This is a genomic window from Citricoccus sp. I39-566, from assembly GCF_031432995.1.
GTDB lineage: Bacteria > Actinomycetota > Actinomycetes > Actinomycetales > Micrococcaceae > Citricoccus > Citricoccus nitrophenolicus_A.
The window spans coordinates 25,118-46,218 of record NZ_CP133843.1 but is presented as its reverse complement, the minus strand read 5'-3'; the positions used below and the strand labels follow the sequence as shown (position 1 = coordinate 46,218).

At 64.2% G+C, this 21,101-nt stretch carries 19 protein-coding genes; 11 read left to right on the top strand and 8 right to left on the bottom strand.

Going from position 1 to position 21,101, the window contains the following annotated elements; genetic code table 11:
- Positions 1–157: 157 nt before the first annotated feature.
- The 6 genes from RE421_RS16150 to RE421_RS16125 all read left to right on the top strand — a co-directional run bounded on the left by RE421_RS16150 (position 158) and on the right by RE421_RS16125 (position 7,003).
- Entirely contained in the window at positions 158–892 is a 735-nt protein-coding gene (locus RE421_RS16150; protein WP_044657637.1) for a VIT family protein, read from the top strand.
- A gap of 103 nt (positions 893–995) precedes the next feature.
- Positions 996–1,535, top strand: a complete 540-nt coding sequence (locus tag RE421_RS16145) for a DUF2231 domain-containing protein (RefSeq protein ID WP_019289537.1) — start codon at positions 996–998, stop codon at positions 1,533–1,535.
- 342 nt (positions 1,536–1,877) lie between these two features.
- Positions 1,878–2,474, top strand: a complete 597-nt coding sequence (locus tag RE421_RS16140; RefSeq protein ID WP_044657638.1) for a recombinase family protein — start codon at positions 1,878–1,880, stop codon at positions 2,472–2,474.
- A 7-nt stretch (positions 2,475–2,481) separates the two neighbouring features.
- Entirely contained in the window at positions 2,482–3,870 is a 1,389-nt protein-coding gene (locus RE421_RS16135) for a Mu transposase C-terminal domain-containing protein (protein WP_309817822.1), read from the top strand.
- A complete protein-coding gene (locus RE421_RS16130; RefSeq protein ID WP_044657640.1) occupies positions 3,867–4,673 on the top strand; it encodes an AAA family ATPase in 807 nt (268 codons plus the stop codon). The genes RE421_RS16135 and RE421_RS16130 overlap by 4 nt, the downstream gene beginning before the upstream one ends.
- A gap of 371 nt (positions 4,674–5,044) precedes the next feature.
- Positions 5,045–7,003 carry an SIR2 family protein gene (locus tag RE421_RS16125; protein ID WP_309817859.1) on the top strand — a complete coding sequence of 653 codons (1,959 nt, stop codon included), beginning with the start codon at positions 5,045–5,047 and terminating at the stop codon, positions 7,001–7,003.
- A gap of 391 nt (positions 7,004–7,394) precedes the next feature.
- Here RE421_RS16125 and RE421_RS16120 read toward each other — a convergent pair whose 3' ends face one another.
- Positions 7,395–7,694, bottom strand: coding sequence for an Lsr2 family protein (locus RE421_RS16120; protein ID WP_396134672.1), 300 nt, complete (start codon positions 7,692–7,694; stop codon positions 7,395–7,397).
- A gap of 331 nt (positions 7,695–8,025) precedes the next feature.
- Here RE421_RS16120 and RE421_RS16115 point away from each other — a divergent pair.
- Positions 8,026–9,314, top strand: a protein-coding gene (locus tag RE421_RS16115) for an IS3 family transposase (RefSeq protein WP_309817807.1) whose coding sequence is annotated in 2 segments (ribosomal slippage) — positions 8,026–8,299 and positions 8,299–9,314 — 1,290 coding nt in all. Because the reading frame shifts where the segments join, the coding sequence is not laid out codon by codon here.
- A gap of 130 nt (positions 9,315–9,444) precedes the next feature.
- On the opposite strand, the gene RE421_RS16110 is transcribed toward RE421_RS16115, so the two are convergent.
- The 4 genes from RE421_RS16110 to RE421_RS16095 are packed head-to-tail and all read right to left on the bottom strand — an operon-like array spanning position 9,445 to position 11,314.
- The gene (locus RE421_RS16110; protein ID WP_309817804.1) at positions 9,445–10,542 is read right to left on the bottom strand and encodes a DUF4192 family protein; all 1,098 of its coding nucleotides are present in this window, start codon (positions 10,540–10,542) and stop codon (positions 9,445–9,447) included.
- Positions 10,543–10,545: 3 nt separating this feature from the next.
- Positions 10,546–10,668, bottom strand: coding sequence for a hypothetical protein (locus tag RE421_RS16105; protein ID WP_309817799.1), 123 nt, complete (start codon positions 10,666–10,668; stop codon positions 10,546–10,548).
- 26 nt (positions 10,669–10,694) lie between these two features.
- Positions 10,695–11,000 carry a hypothetical protein gene (locus RE421_RS16100; RefSeq protein WP_309817796.1) on the bottom strand — a complete coding sequence of 102 codons (306 nt, stop codon included), beginning with the start codon at positions 10,998–11,000 and terminating at the stop codon, positions 10,695–10,697.
- A 5-nt stretch (positions 11,001–11,005) separates the two neighbouring features.
- Positions 11,006–11,314, bottom strand: coding sequence for a helix-turn-helix domain-containing protein (locus RE421_RS16095; RefSeq protein ID WP_309817793.1), 309 nt, complete (start codon positions 11,312–11,314; stop codon positions 11,006–11,008).
- Positions 11,315–11,746: 432 nt separating this feature from the next.
- Here RE421_RS16095 and RE421_RS16090 point away from each other — a divergent pair, with 432 nt between their 5' ends.
- The 4 genes from RE421_RS16090 to RE421_RS16075 are packed head-to-tail and all read left to right on the top strand — an operon-like array spanning position 11,747 to position 14,891.
- Positions 11,747–12,130 carry a MobC family plasmid mobilization relaxosome protein gene (locus tag RE421_RS16090; protein ID WP_309817790.1) on the top strand — a complete coding sequence of 128 codons (384 nt, stop codon included), beginning with the start codon at positions 11,747–11,749 and terminating at the stop codon, positions 12,128–12,130.
- Positions 12,127–13,572 carry a relaxase/mobilization nuclease domain-containing protein gene (locus RE421_RS16085; protein WP_309817787.1) on the top strand — a complete coding sequence of 482 codons (1,446 nt, stop codon included), beginning with the start codon at positions 12,127–12,129 and terminating at the stop codon, positions 13,570–13,572. The genes RE421_RS16090 and RE421_RS16085 overlap by 4 nt, the downstream gene beginning before the upstream one ends.
- 9 nt (positions 13,573–13,581) lie before the next feature.
- Positions 13,582–14,502, top strand: coding sequence for a hypothetical protein (locus RE421_RS16080; protein WP_309817784.1), 921 nt, complete (start codon positions 13,582–13,584; stop codon positions 14,500–14,502).
- Positions 14,499–14,891 carry a DUF4913 domain-containing protein gene (locus RE421_RS16075; RefSeq protein ID WP_309817781.1) on the top strand — a complete coding sequence of 131 codons (393 nt, stop codon included), beginning with the start codon at positions 14,499–14,501 and terminating at the stop codon, positions 14,889–14,891. The genes RE421_RS16080 and RE421_RS16075 overlap by 4 nt, the downstream gene beginning before the upstream one ends.
- Positions 14,892–15,027: 136 nt before the next feature.
- Here RE421_RS16075 and RE421_RS16070 read toward each other — a convergent pair whose 3' ends face one another.
- From RE421_RS16070 to RE421_RS16060, 3 genes are all read right to left on the bottom strand, one after another.
- Entirely contained in the window at positions 15,028–18,207 is a 3,180-nt protein-coding gene (locus RE421_RS16070; RefSeq protein ID WP_309817778.1) for a type I restriction endonuclease subunit R, read from the bottom strand.
- Positions 18,207–19,283 carry a restriction endonuclease subunit S gene (locus RE421_RS16065; protein ID WP_309817775.1) on the bottom strand — a complete coding sequence of 359 codons (1,077 nt, stop codon included), beginning with the start codon at positions 19,281–19,283 and terminating at the stop codon, positions 18,207–18,209. Before RE421_RS16065 ends, RE421_RS16070 begins: the two co-directional genes overlap by 1 nt.
- A 70-nt stretch (positions 19,284–19,353) precedes the next feature.
- Positions 19,354–20,958, bottom strand: a complete 1,605-nt coding sequence (locus RE421_RS16060) for a class I SAM-dependent DNA methyltransferase (protein ID WP_309817772.1) — start codon at positions 20,956–20,958, stop codon at positions 19,354–19,356.
- Positions 20,959–21,101 lie beyond the last annotated feature (143 nt).

Here is a 21,101-nt window from a genome sequence, read left to right as displayed (position 1 = left end):
TGCCGTTCTGAGAGTCATCGTGTTCTCGATTCGGGTGAGTGTCTTCTACCCTCCCTACAATCGTCCCGAATTCTTCCAGAATTCTTAGCCGAAATTCCCCGGGTCGCTTAGCCTCACCAACGTTGAAGTGCCGGGACATCGGTGCTTGAGTGAGCGCATGTCGACCGATGGATACACCGCACCCGCGCTGCACGCCGACGAACCCCACCGGGGAGGCATCGCGCAGCGCCTCAACTGGCTGCGCGCCGGCGTACTGGGGGCCAACGACGGCATCGTCTCGGTGGCGGCGATCGTCGTGGGCGTCGCCGGAGCCACGAGCTCGACTGGTCCCATCCTCACCGCGGGCGTGGCGGGCCTGGTCGGCGGCGCGATCTCGATGGCGCTCGGGGAGTATGTGTCAGTCAGCAGCCAGAGCGACAGCGAGAAGGCCCTCATCGCGAAGGAGCGCGCCGAACTGCGCGACATGCCCGCCGAGGAGCTCGACGAACTCACCGCCCTGTACCGGGCCAAGGGCCTGAGCGAGAGCACCGCTACCCAGGTGGCCATTGAGCTCACCGAGCACGACGCCCTAGCGGCGCACCTCTCGATCGAACTCAACATCGATCAAGACGATGTCGTGAGCCCCTGGCATGCGGCGGCAGCGTCGGCGGCGGCTTTCACCATCGGGGCAATCCTGCCAATGCTCGCCATCCTGCTTCCCCCAGCGGACTGGCGCATCCCCGTTACCTTCGTCGCCGTTCTCATGGCTCTCGCGGTCACCGGCACGCTGTCGGCAACGATCGGCGGCAGCTCACGGCTGCGGGCCACGCTGCGAGTCGTCATCGGCGGAGCGCTGGCACTCGCGGCGACCTACGGGGTGGGGGTGCTCCTAGGAGCATCCGGCGTCGTCTGACCTTTCGGCCATGTGGTGCGAACGGGGCGTGACAAATAAGCCCCTTCCGCGGCTCATGGCCGCTTCAAAGAATCCTGGAAGAATTCCTGCCCAACCTTGAACCATGTTCGACACATTCTTTGGGCTTCCCCTGCATCCGTTCATCGTGCACGCGACAGAGGTGATCGTTCCGCTGGCGGCACTACTGGTCGTTCTGGCGGCCGTCTGGCCTCGATGCCGTCGTTGGGCGGGGTATCTGCCGCTTGGCGTCTCACTGGTCGCGCTCGTTCTCGTGCCCTTCTCGACACAATCAGGCGAGCGACTCGAGGCGCGGGTCGGTGGGAACGATCTCATCGAAACTCACGCCGCTCTGGCCGACGGACTCCTTCCCTGGGTGATAGGCCTCGTCGTAGTAGCAGGTGCCCTGCTGTGGTGGAACATCCGCGAGAAGCGCGCACGAATCGCAGCGTCCAGAGAGTCGGAATTGCCGGTCGCGGCGCGTCCTGGTTCGCGGTGGGTACCAATCATGCTGATTCTGCTGGCTCTCGTGGTGTCGACAGGAACCACCGTGCAAGCCATCCTCATCGGTCACAGCGGCGCCACGGCAGTATGGACCGAAGACATGGGCGCGCCAGCACTGTCCGGGGACGGAGACACAGACTGATGGGCCGTGCGAACGCCCATACCGCTACAATCTGGCAGGCGCGAGTCTAGATTGCCCGCGCGCAATAAAGATCAGCGATACTCGTCGGTGATGCTGACGTAAGTACCAGCGGTGTCTCCACGCCCAAGGCGTAGCGACTCGAAAAAGCACCCTCCTCCGCGAGGGAAGAGCTCTGTCTAAAGGTGTCTCGAAAACCAAAAGCTTTTCGAGACACCCCAAACGGCCCCCGAGCCGCGAGAAGAAGTCGCGGATTCCCAGCACCCAATCTGTCTCGGAAACATGTCTTACCGCAAAGTGTCTTTGCTCTGCCTCTGCTAGCAGTTATTGAGGCAGAATGGCGGTGTGAGACATCTCGGGTACACACGGGTCAGCACCAGAAGCCAAGACGCGAAGTTGCAGGTTGACGCTCTGGTGAAGTCAGGTGTGCAGGAACGGGACATTTTCACCGACGTCACCTCTGGCAGCCGGACCGCGATCTCACGCCCCGGAATGAAAAAGCTCCTCGAGCACGCCCAGCCCGGTGACACCGTCGTGGTGTGGCGGGTCGATCGACTCGGCCGGTCCCTGATCGATGTGCTGAACACGGTGAAGCTGCTCCGGGAGCGTGACATACAGGTGAAGAGCATCTCGGATGGGATCGACCCGTCGACGACGTCGGGCCGGCTGATGCTGAACATGCTCGCCACCCTGGCCGAATACGAACGCGAACTGATCACCGAGCGGGTGAACGCAGGGATCACAGCTGCCCGAAACGGCGGCACCAAGTTTGGTCGGCCCTTGTCCGATCCCACGGTCGTAGCCGACAAACTCAAGCTCGTAACTGAGGCCCGGGCGAAGGGCCGCACGGCGGAGGATGCGGCGAAACTCGTCGGATGGAGTCGAGCCACTTTGTACCGGCATCAGAAGGCCCTTGCGGCCCGCGAGAGCACCAAGGTGTAGGTGACTTGTGGATGCGGCCGAGCGGTGGCGTGTTCTTCGGCTTCATGTCGAAGACCAGATCCCGCTCGCGGTTCTCGCTCGGGAGACGGGGATTTCCGCTCGGACTCTGCAGCGTTGGAACCAGCTCTACCGGGCGGGCGGCGTCGCATCCCTCGACCCTCATGCGCGTATAGACAAAGGTGTCCGACGAACCTCAGCAGAGACGGTCGCGTTCATCGAACAACTGGCACTCAGTCGGCCGCGCCCTAGTCTCGCCACGCTGCATCGTCTCGCCGTCGCTGATGCGCGGGCGCGTGAGCTGCGGGCTCCGAGCTATGCAACTGTGCGGCAAATCGTCCGGGCACTCGATCCGGCTCTTGTCACTTTGGCGCTGGAGGGGCCGGTCTCGTACCGAGACAAGCACGAGCTCGTCTTTCGGCGCCGCGCGGAACACCCGAACCAGACCTGGCAGTCCGACCACACTGAACTCGACATCCTCGTTCTCGGCGCTGACGGGAAACCTGACCGACCGTGGCTGACGACCGTGATGGACGACTACTCCCGTGCGATCTGCGGATACATGGTCTTCACCGGCGCCCCATCAGCTCTCAACACCGCCCTCGCCCTCCGGCAGGCGATCTGGCGAAAGACCGACCCGGCGTGGGCGATGTGCGGTATTCCCGACATCCTGCACGTCGACCACGGCTCCGACTTCATCAGCCACCACCTTGAGCGAACTTCGATCGCTCTGCACATCAGGATCATCCACTCGACCGTCGGCCGACCACAGGGGCGCGGCAAGATCGAGCGGTTCTTCGGCACCATCAACACCGAACTTCTGGCCACCCTCCCCGGCCACCTCGGACCCGGCAGCCGGACGCCAACTCCGGTCCTCGACCTTGCCGGACTCGACCGTGCGATCGGCGGATTCATCGGTACCTACAACGACCGGTCTCATAGTGAGCTGGGGATCTCGCCGCGTGACGCCTGGGTCGCGGACGGGTGGTTGCCGCGGATGCCGGACAGCCTTCAAGAACTCGACGGTCTGCTCCTTACTGTTCCGAAGAACCGGGTTGTGCAACGCGACGGCATCCACTTCCAAGGCCAGCGCTACCTCGCCCCAACCCTGGCCCCGTTCGTCGGCCACACCATCACGATCCGGTACGACCCCCGCGACCTTTCCGAGATCCGCGTCTATGACCGGGACACGTTCATCTGCACCGCTATCGATGAAGCCCACCCCAACCTGCGCCTCAGCCTTCGCGACATCGAAACGGCCCGCCGCGCCCGCCGCAAGCAGCTGCGGCGAGCCATCAACGACCGCATCCCGACCGTTGCCACTCGCGAGGAACCTCGCATCCCCGAACCGACGAAGCGGCGGCCGAAGCTGCGCACCTACGAAGAGGACGAGCGATGAACCAAGCATTCATCGTGACCAAGGAACACCGGCGATTCACCGAGTTCGCCAACGCTGTCCGCAAGGAGAAGACGATCGGGATTTGCCACGGCGCCGCGGGCGTCGGGAAAACCAACTCCGCTCGCCGCTACGCAAACTGGGACGCCCTCGAGCCCTACATCACCGAATGGGGACCCCGCGGGGACCACGATGCAAAGTTCTACGCCCTCGCGAACCGATCCCGAACCGTCTTTTACACGCCCGAAGTCCTCTGTCGGCCCAAAGACCTCATGCATGACATCGACTACTGGCAGATCAAAGTCGGCATCTGCGCCGACGAGCACATCCACGCCAACGAACCGACCCCACGAAAGATGGGAAATATGACCAGCCACGTTGAGCTGCTCATCATCGACGAAGCCGAACGACTCACCCCGACCGCACTCGAGCTGCTTCGTGACAGGCACGACCGAACCAGCCTCGCGATGATACTGATCGGGATGCCGGGCATCGACGAACGATTCCGCCACTACCCCCAGCTCTACAGTCGGCTCGGGTTCTCACACCAATACCGGGCCCTCGGACGCGAAGAACTCCTCTTCGTCCTCGACCGCCATTGGAAGCGACTCGGCAGGACTCTCGACCCTGACGACTTCACCGACGCGCAAGCCATCGCCGCCATCGAACGCATCACACGGGGCAACTTCCGCCTCCTCGAACGACTCTTCCCTCAGATCAACCGGGTCCTCAAGATCAACCAACTGGACACCATCACGGACGACGTCATCGAGGCCGCCGCCAGCATCCTCGTCATCGGCAACTAGCGACACGAAACGATCACAGAACACCGCCAAAAAGCGCCAAACTCCACATTTCCCGTGGGACGCAAGCCCGGAAATCCGCGCCATCCTCATGCGCTCACAGAGGTGACTATGAGACGTCTTGTAACCCATGGCTTGCAAGACGCTTGACGGCAACGAGTCCATCTCGAATCGTCGGAGCAGTCCTCGGCGCCGGGTGCGTGGAAATGCCGTTGACACGGGATCCTCCTTCTCGAAACTGCCATTTCTGCTTCTCTTCCAGGGTGGCGCTCGTTGCTTCGCCGGCCTGCGCGAGGACCGCGCAAGACTAGAACGCTCTTGAGTACAGTGAAACCTGACCGTAGTGAAACCGTTAGGAGTGCTCGGTGCAGCGGATGGATAGGCAACAGCAGGATGAATTAATCAGCCTGGCGTTTTCCCTGCAGTCGACGCCGGGTTCATATGCCTTTGTCCTCGGGGCGGGAATCTCGGTGCCCAGCGGCGTCCCTTCCGCCTGGGGGGTGCAGGAAAAACTGCTGGGTCGTCTGGCGCGAATCGAGAACAATGAGCCAGGCAATCCGTTCTCCTGGTACGAAGAGCGCTTCGGCGAGGCCCCAACCTACGAGGGTCTGTTGGAGCGATTAGCCCCTACCCAGCATGATCGGCAAAGCATTCTGCGGGAGTTCTTCGAGCCCAATGATGAGGAACGAGAACAGGGCCTAAAAACTCCCACTGTTGCCCACCGGTCCATCGCCCGGCTGATCGCCTCCGGCGCTGCCCGGCTGGTCCTGACTCTTAACTTTGATCGGCTGATGGAGACGGCCTTGCGGGATGAGGGAATCGAGCCGGTGGTCGTCAGCCACCCGTCGGACATCCGGGGCCTGGCACCGCTGCACACGCTGCCCGCCACGGTCATCCACTTGCACGGCGACTACCTGAGCCCCACCTCGATGCTGAACACCAAGAACGAGCTCGAAGCCTATGGCCCGGAAATCGAGGAGCTTCTAGGACGGATCGCCTTCGACCATGGCCTGATCTTCGTGGGCTGGTCGGCCACCTACGATCCGGCCCTTAGGCATGCAGTTTCTTCGAGTGCCCGACGCGTCTACAGGCCGTACTGGATCGAGCCAGGAGCCTTTAGCGCCGTCGCCGAGGACCTGCGCACCCGCATTGGGGCGACGCATATCGCCTCGGACGCCGACACGGCGCTGGGTAGTTTGGCCGATGCCGTCGAGTCCCTCGCCGAAAGGAATGCCCGACATCCGCTGACGTTGGCGGCTGCGGTGGCCACAGCAAAACGTAGCCTTGCCGCACGGACCACGGCGATCGGGCTGCATGATCAAATCAAGCAAGAGGTAGACCTCCTGCACGCCCAGAAGGATCTGGTGTCCAGTCCCACCGGGACGCCATCACCGGACGGTGGATATCCGAGCATGGTTGCCCGCGTCGAAGAAGCCACCACCGTTCTCACCGGCCTCGTCGCCACTGCTGCCTATTGGGGCGATGAGTCCACCGACCCATGGTGGATCGGCGAGATCGCCAGGCTCTCCGTCAGAAGCCGCGGCAACGGTTTAACCCAGGTGCTGGAGTTGCCCAAGGTCAGCGCTACCCACCTATTCTATGCGGGAGGTATCGCCGCTACAGCAGCCGGCAGATACGGCTTGGTCCGAAAGCTGATGGAGACCATGGCGGAAGACTCCGAACGCGGCCCTTCACCGCTGTGCGCGGTGTTGTCTCCTGAACACGCTTACGAGGACTCGAGTGCAGGGAAACGGCTGTTCGAACACCTGAGACCGCTCTTCGTCCAGCACCTCAACATAGGTGCCGGGAAGTACGAAGAGTCTTGGGAAACCTTTGAATTCCTCCGTTTGGTGGAAGCCACCCACACCCGCCAAAGCGCGGCAGGACAGATCGAAGATTTACAACGCATAGGCCAAGAGGTCAGTACCGCTCAGGCAGAGATCGATGCAGCCCGGGGCACCAACGACGTGGACAGGCTCGAAACCGCCGAGTCCACGCTGCGCCGAACCCGTCACAACTTCACAAGCAAGCTGGCCGAATTCGCCTCTCTCGTACCGGCATGGTCACCCTACGTCCATGTCCAGTACGCCCGAAACGGCCATGGACACGTCTCTGTCTATGGACAGCAACTCATCCAGCAACTGGAACAGCAGAGGCAACTACACCCATACACCGAAGCAGGATTCTGCGAAGGAAGCTGGGAGGCAATGCGAGCCACCTGCGAGGCGGTTGATCATGCCATCGGTGACCTGGGCCGTACCGCAGCCTATGCAAGCCTTCCCCAGGGTTCTGGAGTAGTCCCTGGTTACTTTCGCCTCGGCGACCTTGGCTGATCCCACGAACGAAATCAAATGTCGAATCCGTTTAGCCGTAGGTTTCTACCGACAAACCCGTGAAAGAATGTGTTTTTATATCCAGCGCTGCAGTAGATAGTCGCGCGCCCTCACCATAAAGCGCGTGTAGCGAGAGTTGGGCGCTCTGATCTACCGTGTCCGGCCAGTTGCATGGGACAAGGCCAGTTCGGGGTTGTCTCGATAGAGCTCACCAGACAAGGATGCTTCGCACCGCAGCTCAGCGGGTCCTGATGAACTCTCCGAAACCCGACGGCTCATATCGACGGGATCGCGGTTGCACATCAGACGACTCAAGGCGGCTGTTCAACAGGGGGAGAACAGCCGCCCGAAAGAGGTGCCGGGTCCTTCTGCAGCAGGGAGCTTAGGCCCGCTACTTCTTCGCGTTGCGGTACGCCTCCACCACGTCCCGGTGCAGCCGTCCGCGGCGGGAGACCTCATAGCCATTCTCCGCGGCCCATTCGCGGATCCTCGCCGCCTCGTTGGCGGGGGCCGGCGGCGCGACCGCACGGGCCTTGCGGATGTACGTCTTCAGGGAAGAGCGCAGATCCTTCGAGTGCTCGGTCGACAAGTCGATTTCATAATGGCGCCCGTCCAAGGAGAACTGGACAGTTTCATCAGCGGGGCTGCCGTCCAGATCATCCACCAAAACTACTTCCACCTTCTGCGCCAAGGTTCTCCCATCGTTGTTATGTTTCCTCAACCCATGAGAGCCATTTGCCTCAGGGGTGAACGGCGGTGCTCCACTGAGCAATGCGAAACTGTTGCACGCTGCTTCAAGTGCAGAACTTGAGTATTACTGCGGCGCTGGGAGTGTTCAAGTTGGCCAGGCATCGGGGTGGTTATTGGGGGCAAACTCACAGGCAAGCAATGTGGCAACGCATGGCTGAGTATCCCATTTTCGGACTGCTGCCAGAGGCATGTACAGCACACCTGTTCATGAGACGAACTGAACTGCCCCAGTTTTGATGCCGCTGCTGTTTGAGTCCGGAAGGATGGACAGCATGCCGAAGAAGATTGATGCCCAGTTGCGCGCGAGGTGCGTGCGCTTGGTGCGTGAGCACCAGCAGGAATACCCCACCCTCACCGCCGCCGTCACTGCGGTCGCCCGCCAGGAAGGCGTCTCACGGGAGTCCGTAAGGCGCTGGATGGCCCAGGCAGACGTCGACGACGGAACCCGTCCTGGGGTGACCAGCGAGGAGTCCGCCGAGGTCAAACGCTTGAAGACGGAGAACAGGCGGCTGCGGGAGGATAACGAGATCCTCCGAAAGGCCTCGATTTTCTTCGCGGGGGAGCTCGACCCCCGCAACCGCTGATCCTCGCGTTCATCGACGAGATGAGAGCCGAGGGCCATGCAGTCGAGTCGATCCTCCGCGTCCTGCGCCAGCAGGGCCTGAAGATCGCTGCACGAACCTATCGAGCCTGGAAGCGTCCGGCCCGGATCGCGGCCCGTACCGTCACCGATGCCCTGGTCGAGGACAAGATCCGTGCCCTGGCCTGGACGTTCAACGAGGTCACCGGGCTGATCCAGATGACACCCGAGGGTCTGTATGGGCGGCGGAAGTGGGTCGCCCTGCTCCGCCGCCACAACGGCCTCGCCGGCACGTCCCGCGGCGCGGTGGACCGGGCGATGCGTACTCTCGGCCTCGAGGGCGTGCTGCGGGCGAAGAGGTTGCGCACCACCATCCCCGGCGCGGATGGGAAACGGGCTGGTGACCTGTTGAACCGTGACTTCACCGCGGCGGCGCCGAACAGGGTATGGGTCACCGATTTCACCTACGTCCGCACCTGGGCGGGGTTCGTCTACGTCGCGTTCGTGTTGGACGTGTTCGCCCAGCGGATCGTGGGCTGGCACGCCAGCTCCAGCATGAAGGTCGATCTGGTGATGACCCCGCTGCGGATCGCTCTGTGGCAGCGCGAGAGGGATGGAAACCCCGTCTCACGTGGGGATTTGATCCACCATAGCGATGCCGGGTCGCAATACACCGCGATCCGATACACCGAGCATCTCGACCTGGAGGGCATCGCTCCCTCGATCGGGACGGTCGGCGATGCATACGATAACGCGCTCATGGAGTCCGTCAACGGCTTGTTCAAGACCGAGTGCATCCGCACCACGGTCTTCCATTCCGGCCCGTTCAGGACCCTCTCGGACGTCGAGTTTGCAACGGCCGGCTGGGTCGACTGGTACAACAACAGGCGCCTCCACGGCACCCTGGGAATGATCACCCCAGTAGAATTCGAGACGCTCCACTACGAGGCCCTCACCCGAGAGCCCGAACCCGCAAAGTAGCGGCAGAGAACTTGGGCCGGTTCAAACCCATTGGCCAGGGAGTGTTGGGCAGGCCGGGTATTCATTGGCGGCGACCGCCCCGAGGGATCGAATCGCGGCGGTCGCCTCCGGAATGGGTGCAGCAGTCTTGTTAGCGATCCATGTCCATCCACGCGCCAGGGCCTTGCCTGAGCGGGTGGGCGGTCCCGGGCGCTGGTCGGGTGGGCGCTCGAGGGTCGGGGTTGGGCAGCAGCGGGGAGTGGCTTGCGATATGGCTGCGGTAGTGCTGACGGTCTGCCGCGGTGAGGCGCTGGCGTAGTTCGTTGCGGTCGATGGAGTCGACCAATGGTTTGGGGTCGAGGCCGAGTGTGGCGGCGTGGTTGGCCATGCGGCCGAGCTCCCCTGTGGTGTGTCGGGTGATGGCTTCGATGGCGACGGTGCTGCCCTGGCTGATGAACTGGGCGGCGCCGGCGAGGTCGGCCATGTCGGGGCGGCGTGCATCATCGCAGCGACGGAACACGTCGACGAGGCGGTCAGCTTTGACGCCGTTGCCGACGACGTCGGCAAGGAGGTTGTCGCGGATGTGGACGCTGGTGGCCGTAGCGTGGGCGATGATGGAGACCTGTTCGTCGGTCAGCCCGGTCTTGGATTCGGTTCCTTCGGTGAGGGCGCGGGCGGCCCATTCGTATTGGGCGGTGGGGGCCATGGTGGCGAAGCGTTCGGCGGTGTCCGGATTCAGGTGCGCCTGTTGGTCTTCGGAGACCGGTTCGTATTGCTGGACGAGTTCTTCGCGGGTAGCGGCCGGCTGGGCGCCCGTCACCATGGCGAACTCGGTGCCGGCGGTCGTCTCCAGTGGAGCTTCGGGACTCCATCCGCGGCCAGGGGTGAAGATCTGCAGGCGGTCGTTGTCCACGGCCCAAGCTTGAACCTTTGATTCGGTTTGTTGGGTGAAGGCGTCTTGGAAGAGTAGGGCGCGTTCGGGGCCTTCGGGTCCGTAGCCGATGGCCAGGTAGGAGTCGGCGCGGCCGCCGAAGGCGCGGGAGATGTAGTCGGTGACTTCGGCAGCGTGGGCTGGTCCGTCACCGAGTGCGGCTGACCAGGTGTGGACGGCGGCGCCGATGTAGTTGGGTCCGTGGAAGCCGAGGATGGCGATCTGGTTGTTGTCTGGTTGGTAGCCGACCATGTGGGGGACGGCGCCGGCGAGGTCGGTGGGGGTGGTGATGCGCATGGTGGGCTTGTCGTCGGTCATGGTTCAGTCCTGCGGCTCGAAGACGACGGTGACCGGTTCCCGATGTAGATGGACGTCCACGACGACGGCTGTCTCGGGTGCGTGGGTGAGTAGGTTGGTGAGTTTCTCGGTGACGATGGATTCCATGGTGTTCCCCCTGTGGGTGATGGGTCTCAGCCGGTCGGCTGGGAGTGGTCGGTTGAGTCGTTCGTGGTCGTGCTGGCGGTGCTGGAGTCGTCGGTGGTCTTGGTGGTGCGGCGGCGTTTGGCGGGGCGGAGCTTGTCGAGCTCGGCCTTGGTCCACCCCTTACGTTCGGCCTCTTTGAAGGCTTTGCGCTCGGCCGCCTGCGCGTCCTTAAGGGCCTGCTCGGCGTCGACGCGGGCCTGGACGGCGGAGGCGATGTCTTGCACTGCGGTGAGGCGCTGGTCGTTGAGTTTGCGGGCTTGGTCGATGAAGGTCTCGGTGATGTTCTCGCTCATGGTTTTCACCCTAGGACGGGTGTGGGTTTCTCGCTGAGGTAGCGCAGATAGTTGTGGACATCCTCGCGTCGGTAGCGGCGGATCGAGGTGCCGATCTCAATGGCCGGCAGCTCATCGTCACCGGTGACCTGGAGGACTTCGTGGGGGTCGGCGTTGAGGAGGTGGGCGACTTCCTCGAGGGTGAGCAGGTCGGGGTATCCCTCGAGGTGTTCGGCGGCTCGATGGGTCAGCGCGTAGGTCAGGACCTGGTCGCCGACGTCGTCGCCGAGGAAGTCTTCGAGGGCGGTCTGGAAACCACGGGTGGTGGGGTCCATGGGGAAGTCTCCTGTCGCTTTGCTCTGGCTGCCGTTCCTTTCGGCGAAGACCGAAATACTCGGGCCGGCAGGTTCGGTCAAGCACGGGAGGGTCGGTCGTGGAATACCGGAGGGAGCGAGGTACGAGCGAGTGAGGATATGCCGCGAAAGCCGGCCCGGATGCTTGACCGGTTCTGGCGGACCAGTACCCTCCACGGCCGAATGGAACGCTCCGTTCCCGTCCAAAGACGGCGGGCGGCAGCCCGCATCAACGCCCGCGCCAGCGGGACCGGCGGAGCCGGAGCAAGCTATAGGGTTAGGTACCCTAACCAGCATGCGCCCTTGCGCTGACGCGCCGGTCGGTGGGACACTCACGAGTGAGCGACGTTGCACTGAGCGGACGTCAGAAGCAGTCAGAGTCAGCGGTAGGCAGTCAGGGACGGGGTGGTCACGGTGGCGGAGCGTAAGCGTCAGGCCAACGTGGTCGGCGGCCGTCCGGCGCGGCGGGTCGTCAAACTCTCGGCCTCCGAGGACGCGGCCCTGTCGTTGGCCGCGGTGGAGCAGGGGGTGTCCGTGCCGCGGTTGCTGAAGGAGTCCGCGCTGGCGGTTTCGGCCGGGGAGTCGGTGACTGATCGTCGCCGGGTGCTGACCGCGTTGAACGTGATGACCGGTCAGCTGGCGCGGGTGGGGAACAACCTGAACCAGATCGCCCGCGGGCTGAACACCGACGGGGAGCTGCATGGTGACGTGCGCGGGTCATTGGAGGAGTTGCGCGGGGTGTTGCGCGACGTCGATGCCACCATCGAGTCCCTGGCGTTGGATGGGGGCACGCCATGATGCCGAACGTGGTCCGCGGTGGACGCATGGTCGGGCTGATGAGCTACCTCGTCGGCCCGGGTCGGTCGAACGAGCACACCGCCCCGATGATCGTCGGCGGGGATGACCGGGTGCTGATCGAGTTCGAGCCCGGACAGGAGCTCTCCGTGGCGGATGGGCAGCGGATCGGGGCGATCCTGGACGCGCCCCGGCACGCCCACGGTACCGAGGTCAAGGCCCCCGTCTACGCCTGGGACGAGAACACTCAGCGGAAGGTCAAGGTCGGGGAGAAAGACGGGCACGTCTGGCACTGCTCGCTGTCCCTGGCCAAGGGCGACCGCGAGGTGTCGAAAGACGAGTGGGGCGCCATCGCCAGCGAGTTCGTGGAGCGGATGGGGTTCATCGACCCGGACGGGGCGAAGTCCTCCCGCTGGGTGGCCATCCACCACGGCACCTCCAAGGCCGGTAACGATCACATCCACCTGGCGGTGCAGCTGGTCCGCGAGGACGGCACGAAGGCCAACATCCACCACGACTACCACCGCGCCCAGACGGTGTGCGGGGAGCTGGAAAAGGAACACGGGCTGGCGGTGCTGGAGTCCCGTCAGGTGGCCCGCGGCCTGTCCGGGGACAAGCCCGCCGAAGTCACCCGCGCGGCCGCCGAGGGTTACCCCCAGGCCCCGCGTCCGGAGCTGCGCCGCCGGTTGCGCACCGCCCTGGCCACCGCTGCGACACCGTCCCAGTACATCGAGCGGTTGGGTGAGCTCAACGTGCGGGTCGCTCCCTCGTTCGCTGCCGGATCGACCACGCAGATCCGGGGCTACAAGGTCGCCCTCGGGGAGGCGCAGGAAGCGGTCTGGTACTCCCCGTCCAAGCTGGACGCGACCCTGGGCTGGCCGAACGTGCTGCGCCGCTTCGACGGCGCCGGGCGGGAGCCGGCCGAGGCGTTGCTGGCGTCCCTGCACAACAGCGTGAAGCGGGACTGGTCCTCGGTACAGGTCGGAGCCTTCGACCCGGGGCAGGTCGAGAAGTTGCTCAGCGGCAAGACCGGCACCGGGCCCGATGACCTGGCTACGATCTACGCCCGGCTGTCCATGCACATCGAGCGGGGCAAACCCGGGGCGTTCTCCCAGCTGTCGGAGCAGTACGCCCGGGCGGCCCAAGGCAAGGGCAACGTGGCGCACGCGGTGCGCCTGGGCGCGCGGTTCGCGGCCAAGGATCCCACCCGCGGCTGGCTGGCCGTACTCGCCCAGGCCAACCGGCTCTCGAGGGCGATGACCGCCCAATCCCTGGCCGCCCACCGGCCCCAGCTGGCGGTGCGGACTGCGGCGCTGATGCGCACCGTGGACGCAATCTCGGCCCAGCACACTGCGACCGCCGGTCAGGCCACTGGCCGGGCCCGCCCCCGGATGGGCGGCCAGCAATTCACCCGGCCCCGACCGGAGACCGGAATGGATCGATAGGAGAGGGACATGGCAGAGAACGAGGAAGAATCCGAGATCACCGCCCAGTTCGGCAACCTGCTGCGCGTGGCCCTGGGATCGGGGATGCAAATCCGCGAAGCCCAGGCCCGCCGCGCACAGATGCAGGCCGCCGAACGCACCGCCGAAGCCGACCGGGCCACCCGCGCCGAGGCCACCGTCGCGGCGATGGTGAACCGAGAGGTCTACAACCCGGAGTTCTGGCGCACCGCCGGCTCCGAGTCCATCGCCGACCGGGTCACCGTGGCCGCCCACCTGGCCGGCGCCCACGCCGAGGCCCGCGGGGCGTGGATGCAAGCCGCCGACGTGCTGCGCAACGACTACCGCATCAACCTCGAAGCCATGAACAAGGACCACCCGAGCTCCCTGGTGGACCGGCACGCCGCCCTGCGCGATGCGTTGGATGATTACTTCGCCCGGCAGCGCCTGGACGCCGAGGCCGACCAGGCCCTGGCCCCGACGACCGGACAGGACCAGGACATCGCCGCCGACGCCGACCGGGAGAACACATCCCTCCCGGACGCCACCGCACAGACCAGCGAGGCGGACCGGGCGGCCAGCCAGAAAGCAGAGCGGGAAGCGGACGCCACGGCCGTGGACGAGGACGCCCACCTGGCCCTGGCGGGCCGGTACGGTGCCGAGACGCAGCAGGACCAGAAGAACGCCGAGGCCGAGCAGGCCACCGGCGGCCGGTCGCCGTACCGCTACGAGCGGGTCACCGAGGCCCAACTGGCCCAGATCGAGCGGCACGCCAACACCCCCGAGCTGGCCGATGTGCGGGCCCAGCAGGCCGACTTCTTCCCCCGCTCGACCACTGAGCGCATCGCCACCACACCGTCCAAGGCCGCCAAGAAGCCGGCGTCCGCCGCGCCCGCTGCTGGTCGTGGCCAGGAGACAGGAGTGAGCCGATGACCGTGGACTTCGGCAGCGCCGACGACCAGGCCACCGAGACGACCGTGCAGGTCGAGCCGGAGCGGCCCCTGCGCTTCCCCAACGCCGGGGCCTGGGTCGAAGGCTGGCTCCTTCCGCACTACCGGCGCAACCCCGCCACCCGCCGCTGGGACCCCCAATGGTGGCGTTACGAAGAAGTCGGCACCGTCCTGGAAGCCCTCTGGGAATCCTGGGAACAGGTCCGATGGGCCGACGCCATGACCGCCACAGCCTGGTTCCGGGACTACCTCTGGCCCATCATGGACCGGATCACCGACCCCGACGGCCCCTTTTGGGACTACGACCCACCCCGGAACACCGACGTCCCCTCACAGTGGGAGGCCACCCCCGCGCCCCCAGGGTGGTTCTGAGAGCACTCAGCCCCTATCCCAAGACGACTACACCGTCCGTCTTGACCCACACACTCTGAAGCGCACCGAGAGCTGCTCGACACACTCGATGGCACAGGCTCACCGTGCAGTTGTAACCTCGTCTGCGGCGGCCGCGCTACCTGCCGACGTCGGCCATGACTTCGGCCTGGTGGATGATCAGGTCGGTGGCATTCGGTTCATGGTCCGGCGGATATCCGTGTCTGAGCAGCAATCGCTTGATCCTGGTCCTCAGCTTGGCCCGGACGGACTCCTTCACATTCCAATCAGTCTTGGCGTCGTTGCGGACGATCTCGGTCAGTTCGTGGGCGATTTTCTGCATGACGTCCTCGGCCATGACCGCCTGCGCTGAGTCGTTGTCCGCCAGGGCGTCGTAGAACGCGAGCTCGTTCTCAGTGAGCCCGGTCCGCTGCCCTCGCTCGCGCTGCTGCTTGATCTGCTGGGCAATCACCACGATCTCGGCCATCACCTGGGCAGCCGTGATCGAACGGTTCTGGTATCGGTTGAGCGCGGTCGCCAGCATCTCCGAAAACCTCCTGCCGGCGACAACGTTGCGCTTGCCGATAATCCGGACCTCGCTCTGGATGAGGCGTTTAACGGCCTCCAGCTGAAGGTTCTTCTGGTCGGACGCCTCGAACTTCTTCCGGAACTCGTCGTCGATGACGGAAATATCCGGCCTCTCGAGGCCGGCCTCGGCGAAGATGTCGATGACGCCGCCCCCGGAGACGTGCTGGCTGACGATCTGCCGCACAGCGGAATCCAGCTCGGCATCCTCTCCCGGCCTCTTGTCAGCCGCTTCGATCTTGGCGACGGACTGGCGGACAGCATCGAAGAACTCCACGTCGTCGCGTATCGCGGTGGCTTCCTCCGAGGTCGGCACAAGCGCGAAGAGGCGCTTCAACCGGCTCGCGTGGGCCATAAACCGCTTCTTCAGACTCGGCGTGCGCTCCCCCTCGTTCTCGAACTCACCGTCGCTTCCCTCGGAAGTGTCCTCGTGGTCCCGGTGGGCTTCGAGCAGGTGGTCCACTGTCGCAGTGACCGCGTACACGAACGCCTTGGCGTCACCGCTGGCCAGGATGGTGACCCAGTCGACCTCGTGCAAGAGATCGGAGACGACGCTGTGCTCGGCGAGCATCTCGGGGATCGCCGACTTCCGGACGTCCTCACCGATCGCGCGGCCCTTCTTGTCCCGGTCGGTGTACGTTGCTAGCGCGTCCCTCAGGTTCTCTGCGATGCCGATGTAGTCCACCACCAGCCCGGAGGGTTTGTCCTTGAAGGTCCGGTTCACCCGGGTGATGGCCTGCATGAGGCCGGCCGAACGCATGGGCTTGTCCACGTACATGGTGTGCATCGGCGGGGAGTCGAAGCCGGTGAGCCACATGTCTCGCACGATCACCAGCTCCAACGGATCGTTCGAGTCGGAGGCTCGGGCCTTCAGCGCGCGGCGTTGCTGGTTGTTCCGAATGTGTGGCTGGAAACGTTGCGGGTCGGTGGCGTCGCCGGTGATGACGACCTTGATGACGCCCTCGGAGTCTTCGTCACTGTGCCAGGCCGGCCGTAGTGCGACGATCTCGTTGTAGAGGTCGACCGCGATGCGTCGGGACATGGTCACGATCATGCCCTTGCCAGCGAGTACCTCTCGGCGGCCCTCCCAGTGCTCCACAATGTCGGCCGCCAACTCCTTGAGTCGCTTCTCCGACCCCACGATGGCCTCGATGCGCGAGAACTTCGTTTTCAATGTCTCGGCGATCTCCTCCTCGGACCCGACGGTGGCGTCGTCGAACTTGTCGTCGATCTCCTCGCGCGCCTCGGAGGGAAGCTCGACCCTGGCCAGACGGGCCTCGTAGTAGACCTTCACGGTGACCCCGTCCTCGATGGCCTGGGTCATGTCGTAGACGTCGACGTACTCCCCGAAGATCTCGGCCGTCGAGCGATCCTTCTCGTCGATCGGGGTGCCGGTGAATCCGATGAACGAGGCATTCGGGAGTGCGTCGCGGACGTTGCGGGCGAATCCGTCGATCACGTCGTAATTCGAGCGGTGGGCCTCGTCGACCATGACTACGATGTTGGGACGCTCGGACAGAGTGGGATACTTCCTCCCCGCCTCCCGATCCTGCTTAGTCAGGCCGAACTTCTGAATCGTCGTGAAGATGATTCCGCCCGACTCCCGCCCGGTCAGCAGAGCCTTCAGGTGGGCCCGTGACTCGGCCTGCACCGGCTTCTCGGGCAGGGGTGACCCTGGCTTTGAGGATGCGAACGTGTCATCCAGCAACTGATCATCCAGGTCGTTCCGGTCCGTCAACACCACGACCGTCGGGTTCTCCATGCAGGGGTGGCGCATCACCTTTCCGGTGTAGTACGCCATCTCCAACGACTTCCCCGACCCCTGGGTATGCCAGACGACGCCGATCTTCCCGTCGGTCTCCACAGCCTCCAGCGTCGAGTCGACCGCCTTATTCACGGCCCAATACTGGTGATACTTCGCAACCGCCTTGCGAGTGTCGACCCCCTCGCCGAAGGTCGCGACGAAACTGCGGCACAGGTCGAAGAAAATCTCCGGCTCGAACATGCCACGGGTAAGCACCTCGATCGGCGGGACGCGATAGCCATCGGCGTTCCTGGGCTCACGCACGACCCCGTCGATCGTCTTCCAATCCGCCCAGTGATTCCACGGAGCGGAGAACGACCCGGCCTTCGCCTCGACCCCATCGGAGACCACCGCCACCTGGTTCCACTTGAAGGCCTCGGGGATCTGATCCCGGTACGTCTGCACCTGGTTGAAGGCACCGCCGATCTTCGCGTACGCCTTGCCCGGCCGCTTCAGCTCAAACAAAGCCAGCGGCAGACCGTTCACGAACAGCAGCACATCGGGCCGGCGTGTCTTCTTCGGGCCCTCGATGCTGAACTGGTTCACTGCTGCCAGGTCGTTGTTCGCAGGTTGTTGCCAGTTGATCAGCCGGGCCCTGGCGGTACGCGCCATGCCTGCAGTGTCGTGGTACTCCACCGGCACGCCCTCGAGCAGGAACCGATACGCCCGCCAGTTCTCCGACTCAACCGCCGGAGACTCCGCCCGCCGCACCGTCGCCACGACGTCCGCGACAGCAGTGGCGGGCAGGTCAGGGTTCAGATCAGCGATAGCAGCCAGAAGCCTCCTTTCCAGGATGACCTCCCTATAATCCGGCCGTTCCGCCGCCAGTTCTCCTGGGGCGATGTCGGGCCCGTGGACCGTCGACCAGCCGAGCTCGGCCAGGATCTCCAACACCCACCGTTCCAACGCGTCCTCGGTCACGATCGCCATCAGGCCGCCACCTCCACATCGTCAACACGGACTTTGCCCGACATAAGCAGAGGCAGTAGCTCGTCGCGGGCGCGTGTGAGATCGGCGATCTCGTCGTGTAGTCCGCGGATAGCCAAGTTGGCTGCGGTCAAGCGAGTCTCCAAGTCATCATCTTGTACCCATGGGATGCGGAGGTCGTTCATTCCTCTCTTGTTGATGGAGGCGAAGACGGTTCCCGTCCCCTGGTGCACGTCCCATATTGAAGAGTCAGCCGTGAGCGCCTGGAGCAACGTTCCCTGTCGCCCAGTTGCTCGGACTGCGGCGACGCCCCGGCCCAAAGCCACCGTTTCAGTCGCGACGTTAGCTTCACCTACCGGGGCGCGCACCGCGATCAAGACGTCACCCTCTTGGGCAAGCCGAGTTGGGGCGGTCGTCCAAACCCGTTGCGCCGGAAAGCGCCAGCCAAAGTCTCTGACACCCTGGTAGAAGGGGGTGCCGTCACCTCTGTCGTTGTACGTCGATCCAGGGGGTGACTGGCCCATGATTACATCGGCGATCGAGCCAAGAGTGGCTGTCGTGCCATTCGATCGATTCAGGAAGTCCGCTCGTTGCAACTCCGCTAGGCGAAGGGACAGTGCCCGGTTTGTTTCGATCAGGTCGTCGAACGCGCCGAGGATCGCGGCGATGCGGCGCTGCTCGTTGAGGGGAGGTATGGAGAGCGTGACCTTGCGGAGGCTCGCCAAGGGCTGGCCGATGCCCGGTGTGCCGACTGTGCTCGCAAACTGCAAAATCTCACGCTCGCCCTCGGGTGAGGATAGGAACGCGGCGACGAATCGAGGTTCTGCTCGGTCTGGGTCCAACCGAAGACGCATGAGGGACGTCGACATCACTAGATCGTCTGCCTGCACGAGAGCGGCTCTTCCAATGGCCCCTCGATGGGGAAGAGCTATGTCTCCCCGGCGGAGTCGGGCGGAACCGAGGGCATCAGCGAACTCTTCACTCACGTAGACGAACTCACCTCCGATTCGACCATCAGGTGCAATATTCATCCCGCGCAGTACTCGCGCTCCGCTGGTCGTGTAGTTGTCCGTCTTCATTCGCGACCCAAAGGGACCAATCGCGAAGCCGTCGTCACTAGCGATGTCAGCAAGCCGCACTCTGGGCCACTTACTCATTAGCAACCACCAGCGAGTCCAGTGCCGCCAGCACGGTCGCCTGCAATTCGTCGCGCTTTTTGAAGCCGTCTCTGATGTCCGTGTTTAGCCGCGCGATTTTCTCCTCCAGGGGCTCACCGTCGTCCTCGACGGCTTCGGACCCGACGTAGCGTCCGGGGGTCAGCACGTAGTCGTGTTCGGCGATGTCGGCGGTCTTGACGGCCTTGCAAAATCCGGGGATGTCCTCGTAGTCCTGTCCAGCGCTAGTCTCTGAGCCGCGCCAGGCGTGATATGTGTCGGCGATCCGCAGGACGTCCTCGTTGCTGAACGCCCGGAGGGTGCGGGACTCCATGTACCCGATCTGGCGGGCGTTGATGAAGAGGGTCTCGCCCTCCCGGTTCCGCGTCTTGGTGCCGTTGGGGATGCCTGCTTTGTTCTTGGTGAGGAACCACAGACAGACCGGGATCTGAGTGCCGAAGAACAGCTGTGGTGGCAGCGCCACGATGCACTCGACGAGGCCGGCTTTCACGAGCGATTTCCGGATCTCGCCTTCGCCGGACTGCTGGCTCGACAACGAGCCGTTGGCCAGGACCGTGGCCATCGTCCCGGTTGGTGCGAGGTGGTGCAGCATGTGCTGTATCCAGGCGTAGTTCGCGTTACCGACCGGGGGTGTCCCGTACTTCCACCGTTGGTCGGTTCGGAGTCGTTCGCCACCCCAGTCATCCTGGTTGAAGGGCGGGTTGGCGATAACGTAGTCGGCGCGCAGGTCGGGATGCTTGTCAGCATGGAAGCTGTCACCCCACTCCGGGCCGAGGTTCGCCTCGATCCCGCGCAGCGCCAGGTTCATCTTTGCCAGGCGCCAGGTGGTCGGGACGCTCTCTTGGCCGAACACCGAGATGTCGTCGTGGACCCCACCGTGGGCGCGCACGAACTTGTCCGCCTGGACGAACATTCCGCCCGACCCGCAGGCCGGGTCGTAGACGCGACCGTGGTAGGGCTGAAGCATCTCCACGAGCAGCGAGACCACGGACCGAGGCGTATAGAACTGCCCGCCGCGCTTGCCCTCACCGCCAGCGAACTTCCCGAGGAAGTACTCGTAGACGCGGCCCAAGACGTCGAGGTCCTTGTGTTCTTCGGCGGCGAGGTCCTGTCGGGAGAACACGTCGATGAGTCCGCCAAGCATTTCGGGGCTCAGTTCTTGCCGGGTGTAGTTTTTCGGCAGCACACCCTTCAACGTCGGGTTCTCCCGCTCGATGGCCTCCATTGCCTTGTCGATGCGCGTGCCGATGTCGGCTTGCTTGCCCGCCTTGCGCAGGTCCCCCCAACGGTGACCCTCCGGAACCCAGAAGACACCCTCCGCGGTGTACTCGTCGCGGTCCTCTAGGATCGAGCGCTTGGCCTCCGGGGTGGGCATGAAGTAGTCGGAGTGCGGGTCGTCGACCAGGCGCATCAGCTCTTCCTGCCGGACCACGAACGTGTCCGAGACGTACTTCAGGAAGATCAGGCCGAGGACAACATGCTTGTATTCAGCCGCGTCCATAGACGAACGCAGCGCCGTCGCCGCGTCCCAAAGCGTCTGTTCCAGGCTCTTCGCGGGGGCCGTCTTCTTCGGGGGCACTACTTCTCCTATTACTCTCACGCTTCGGGGCACCAAACCATCGCCAGCCCCTGCGCCACGTCGGCCCACGGGTCCATCTCGTTCAAGACTTCATCCAACTTACCGGCCCCCCATGCTCTACCCGAGCCGCTTTGCCCACTTCA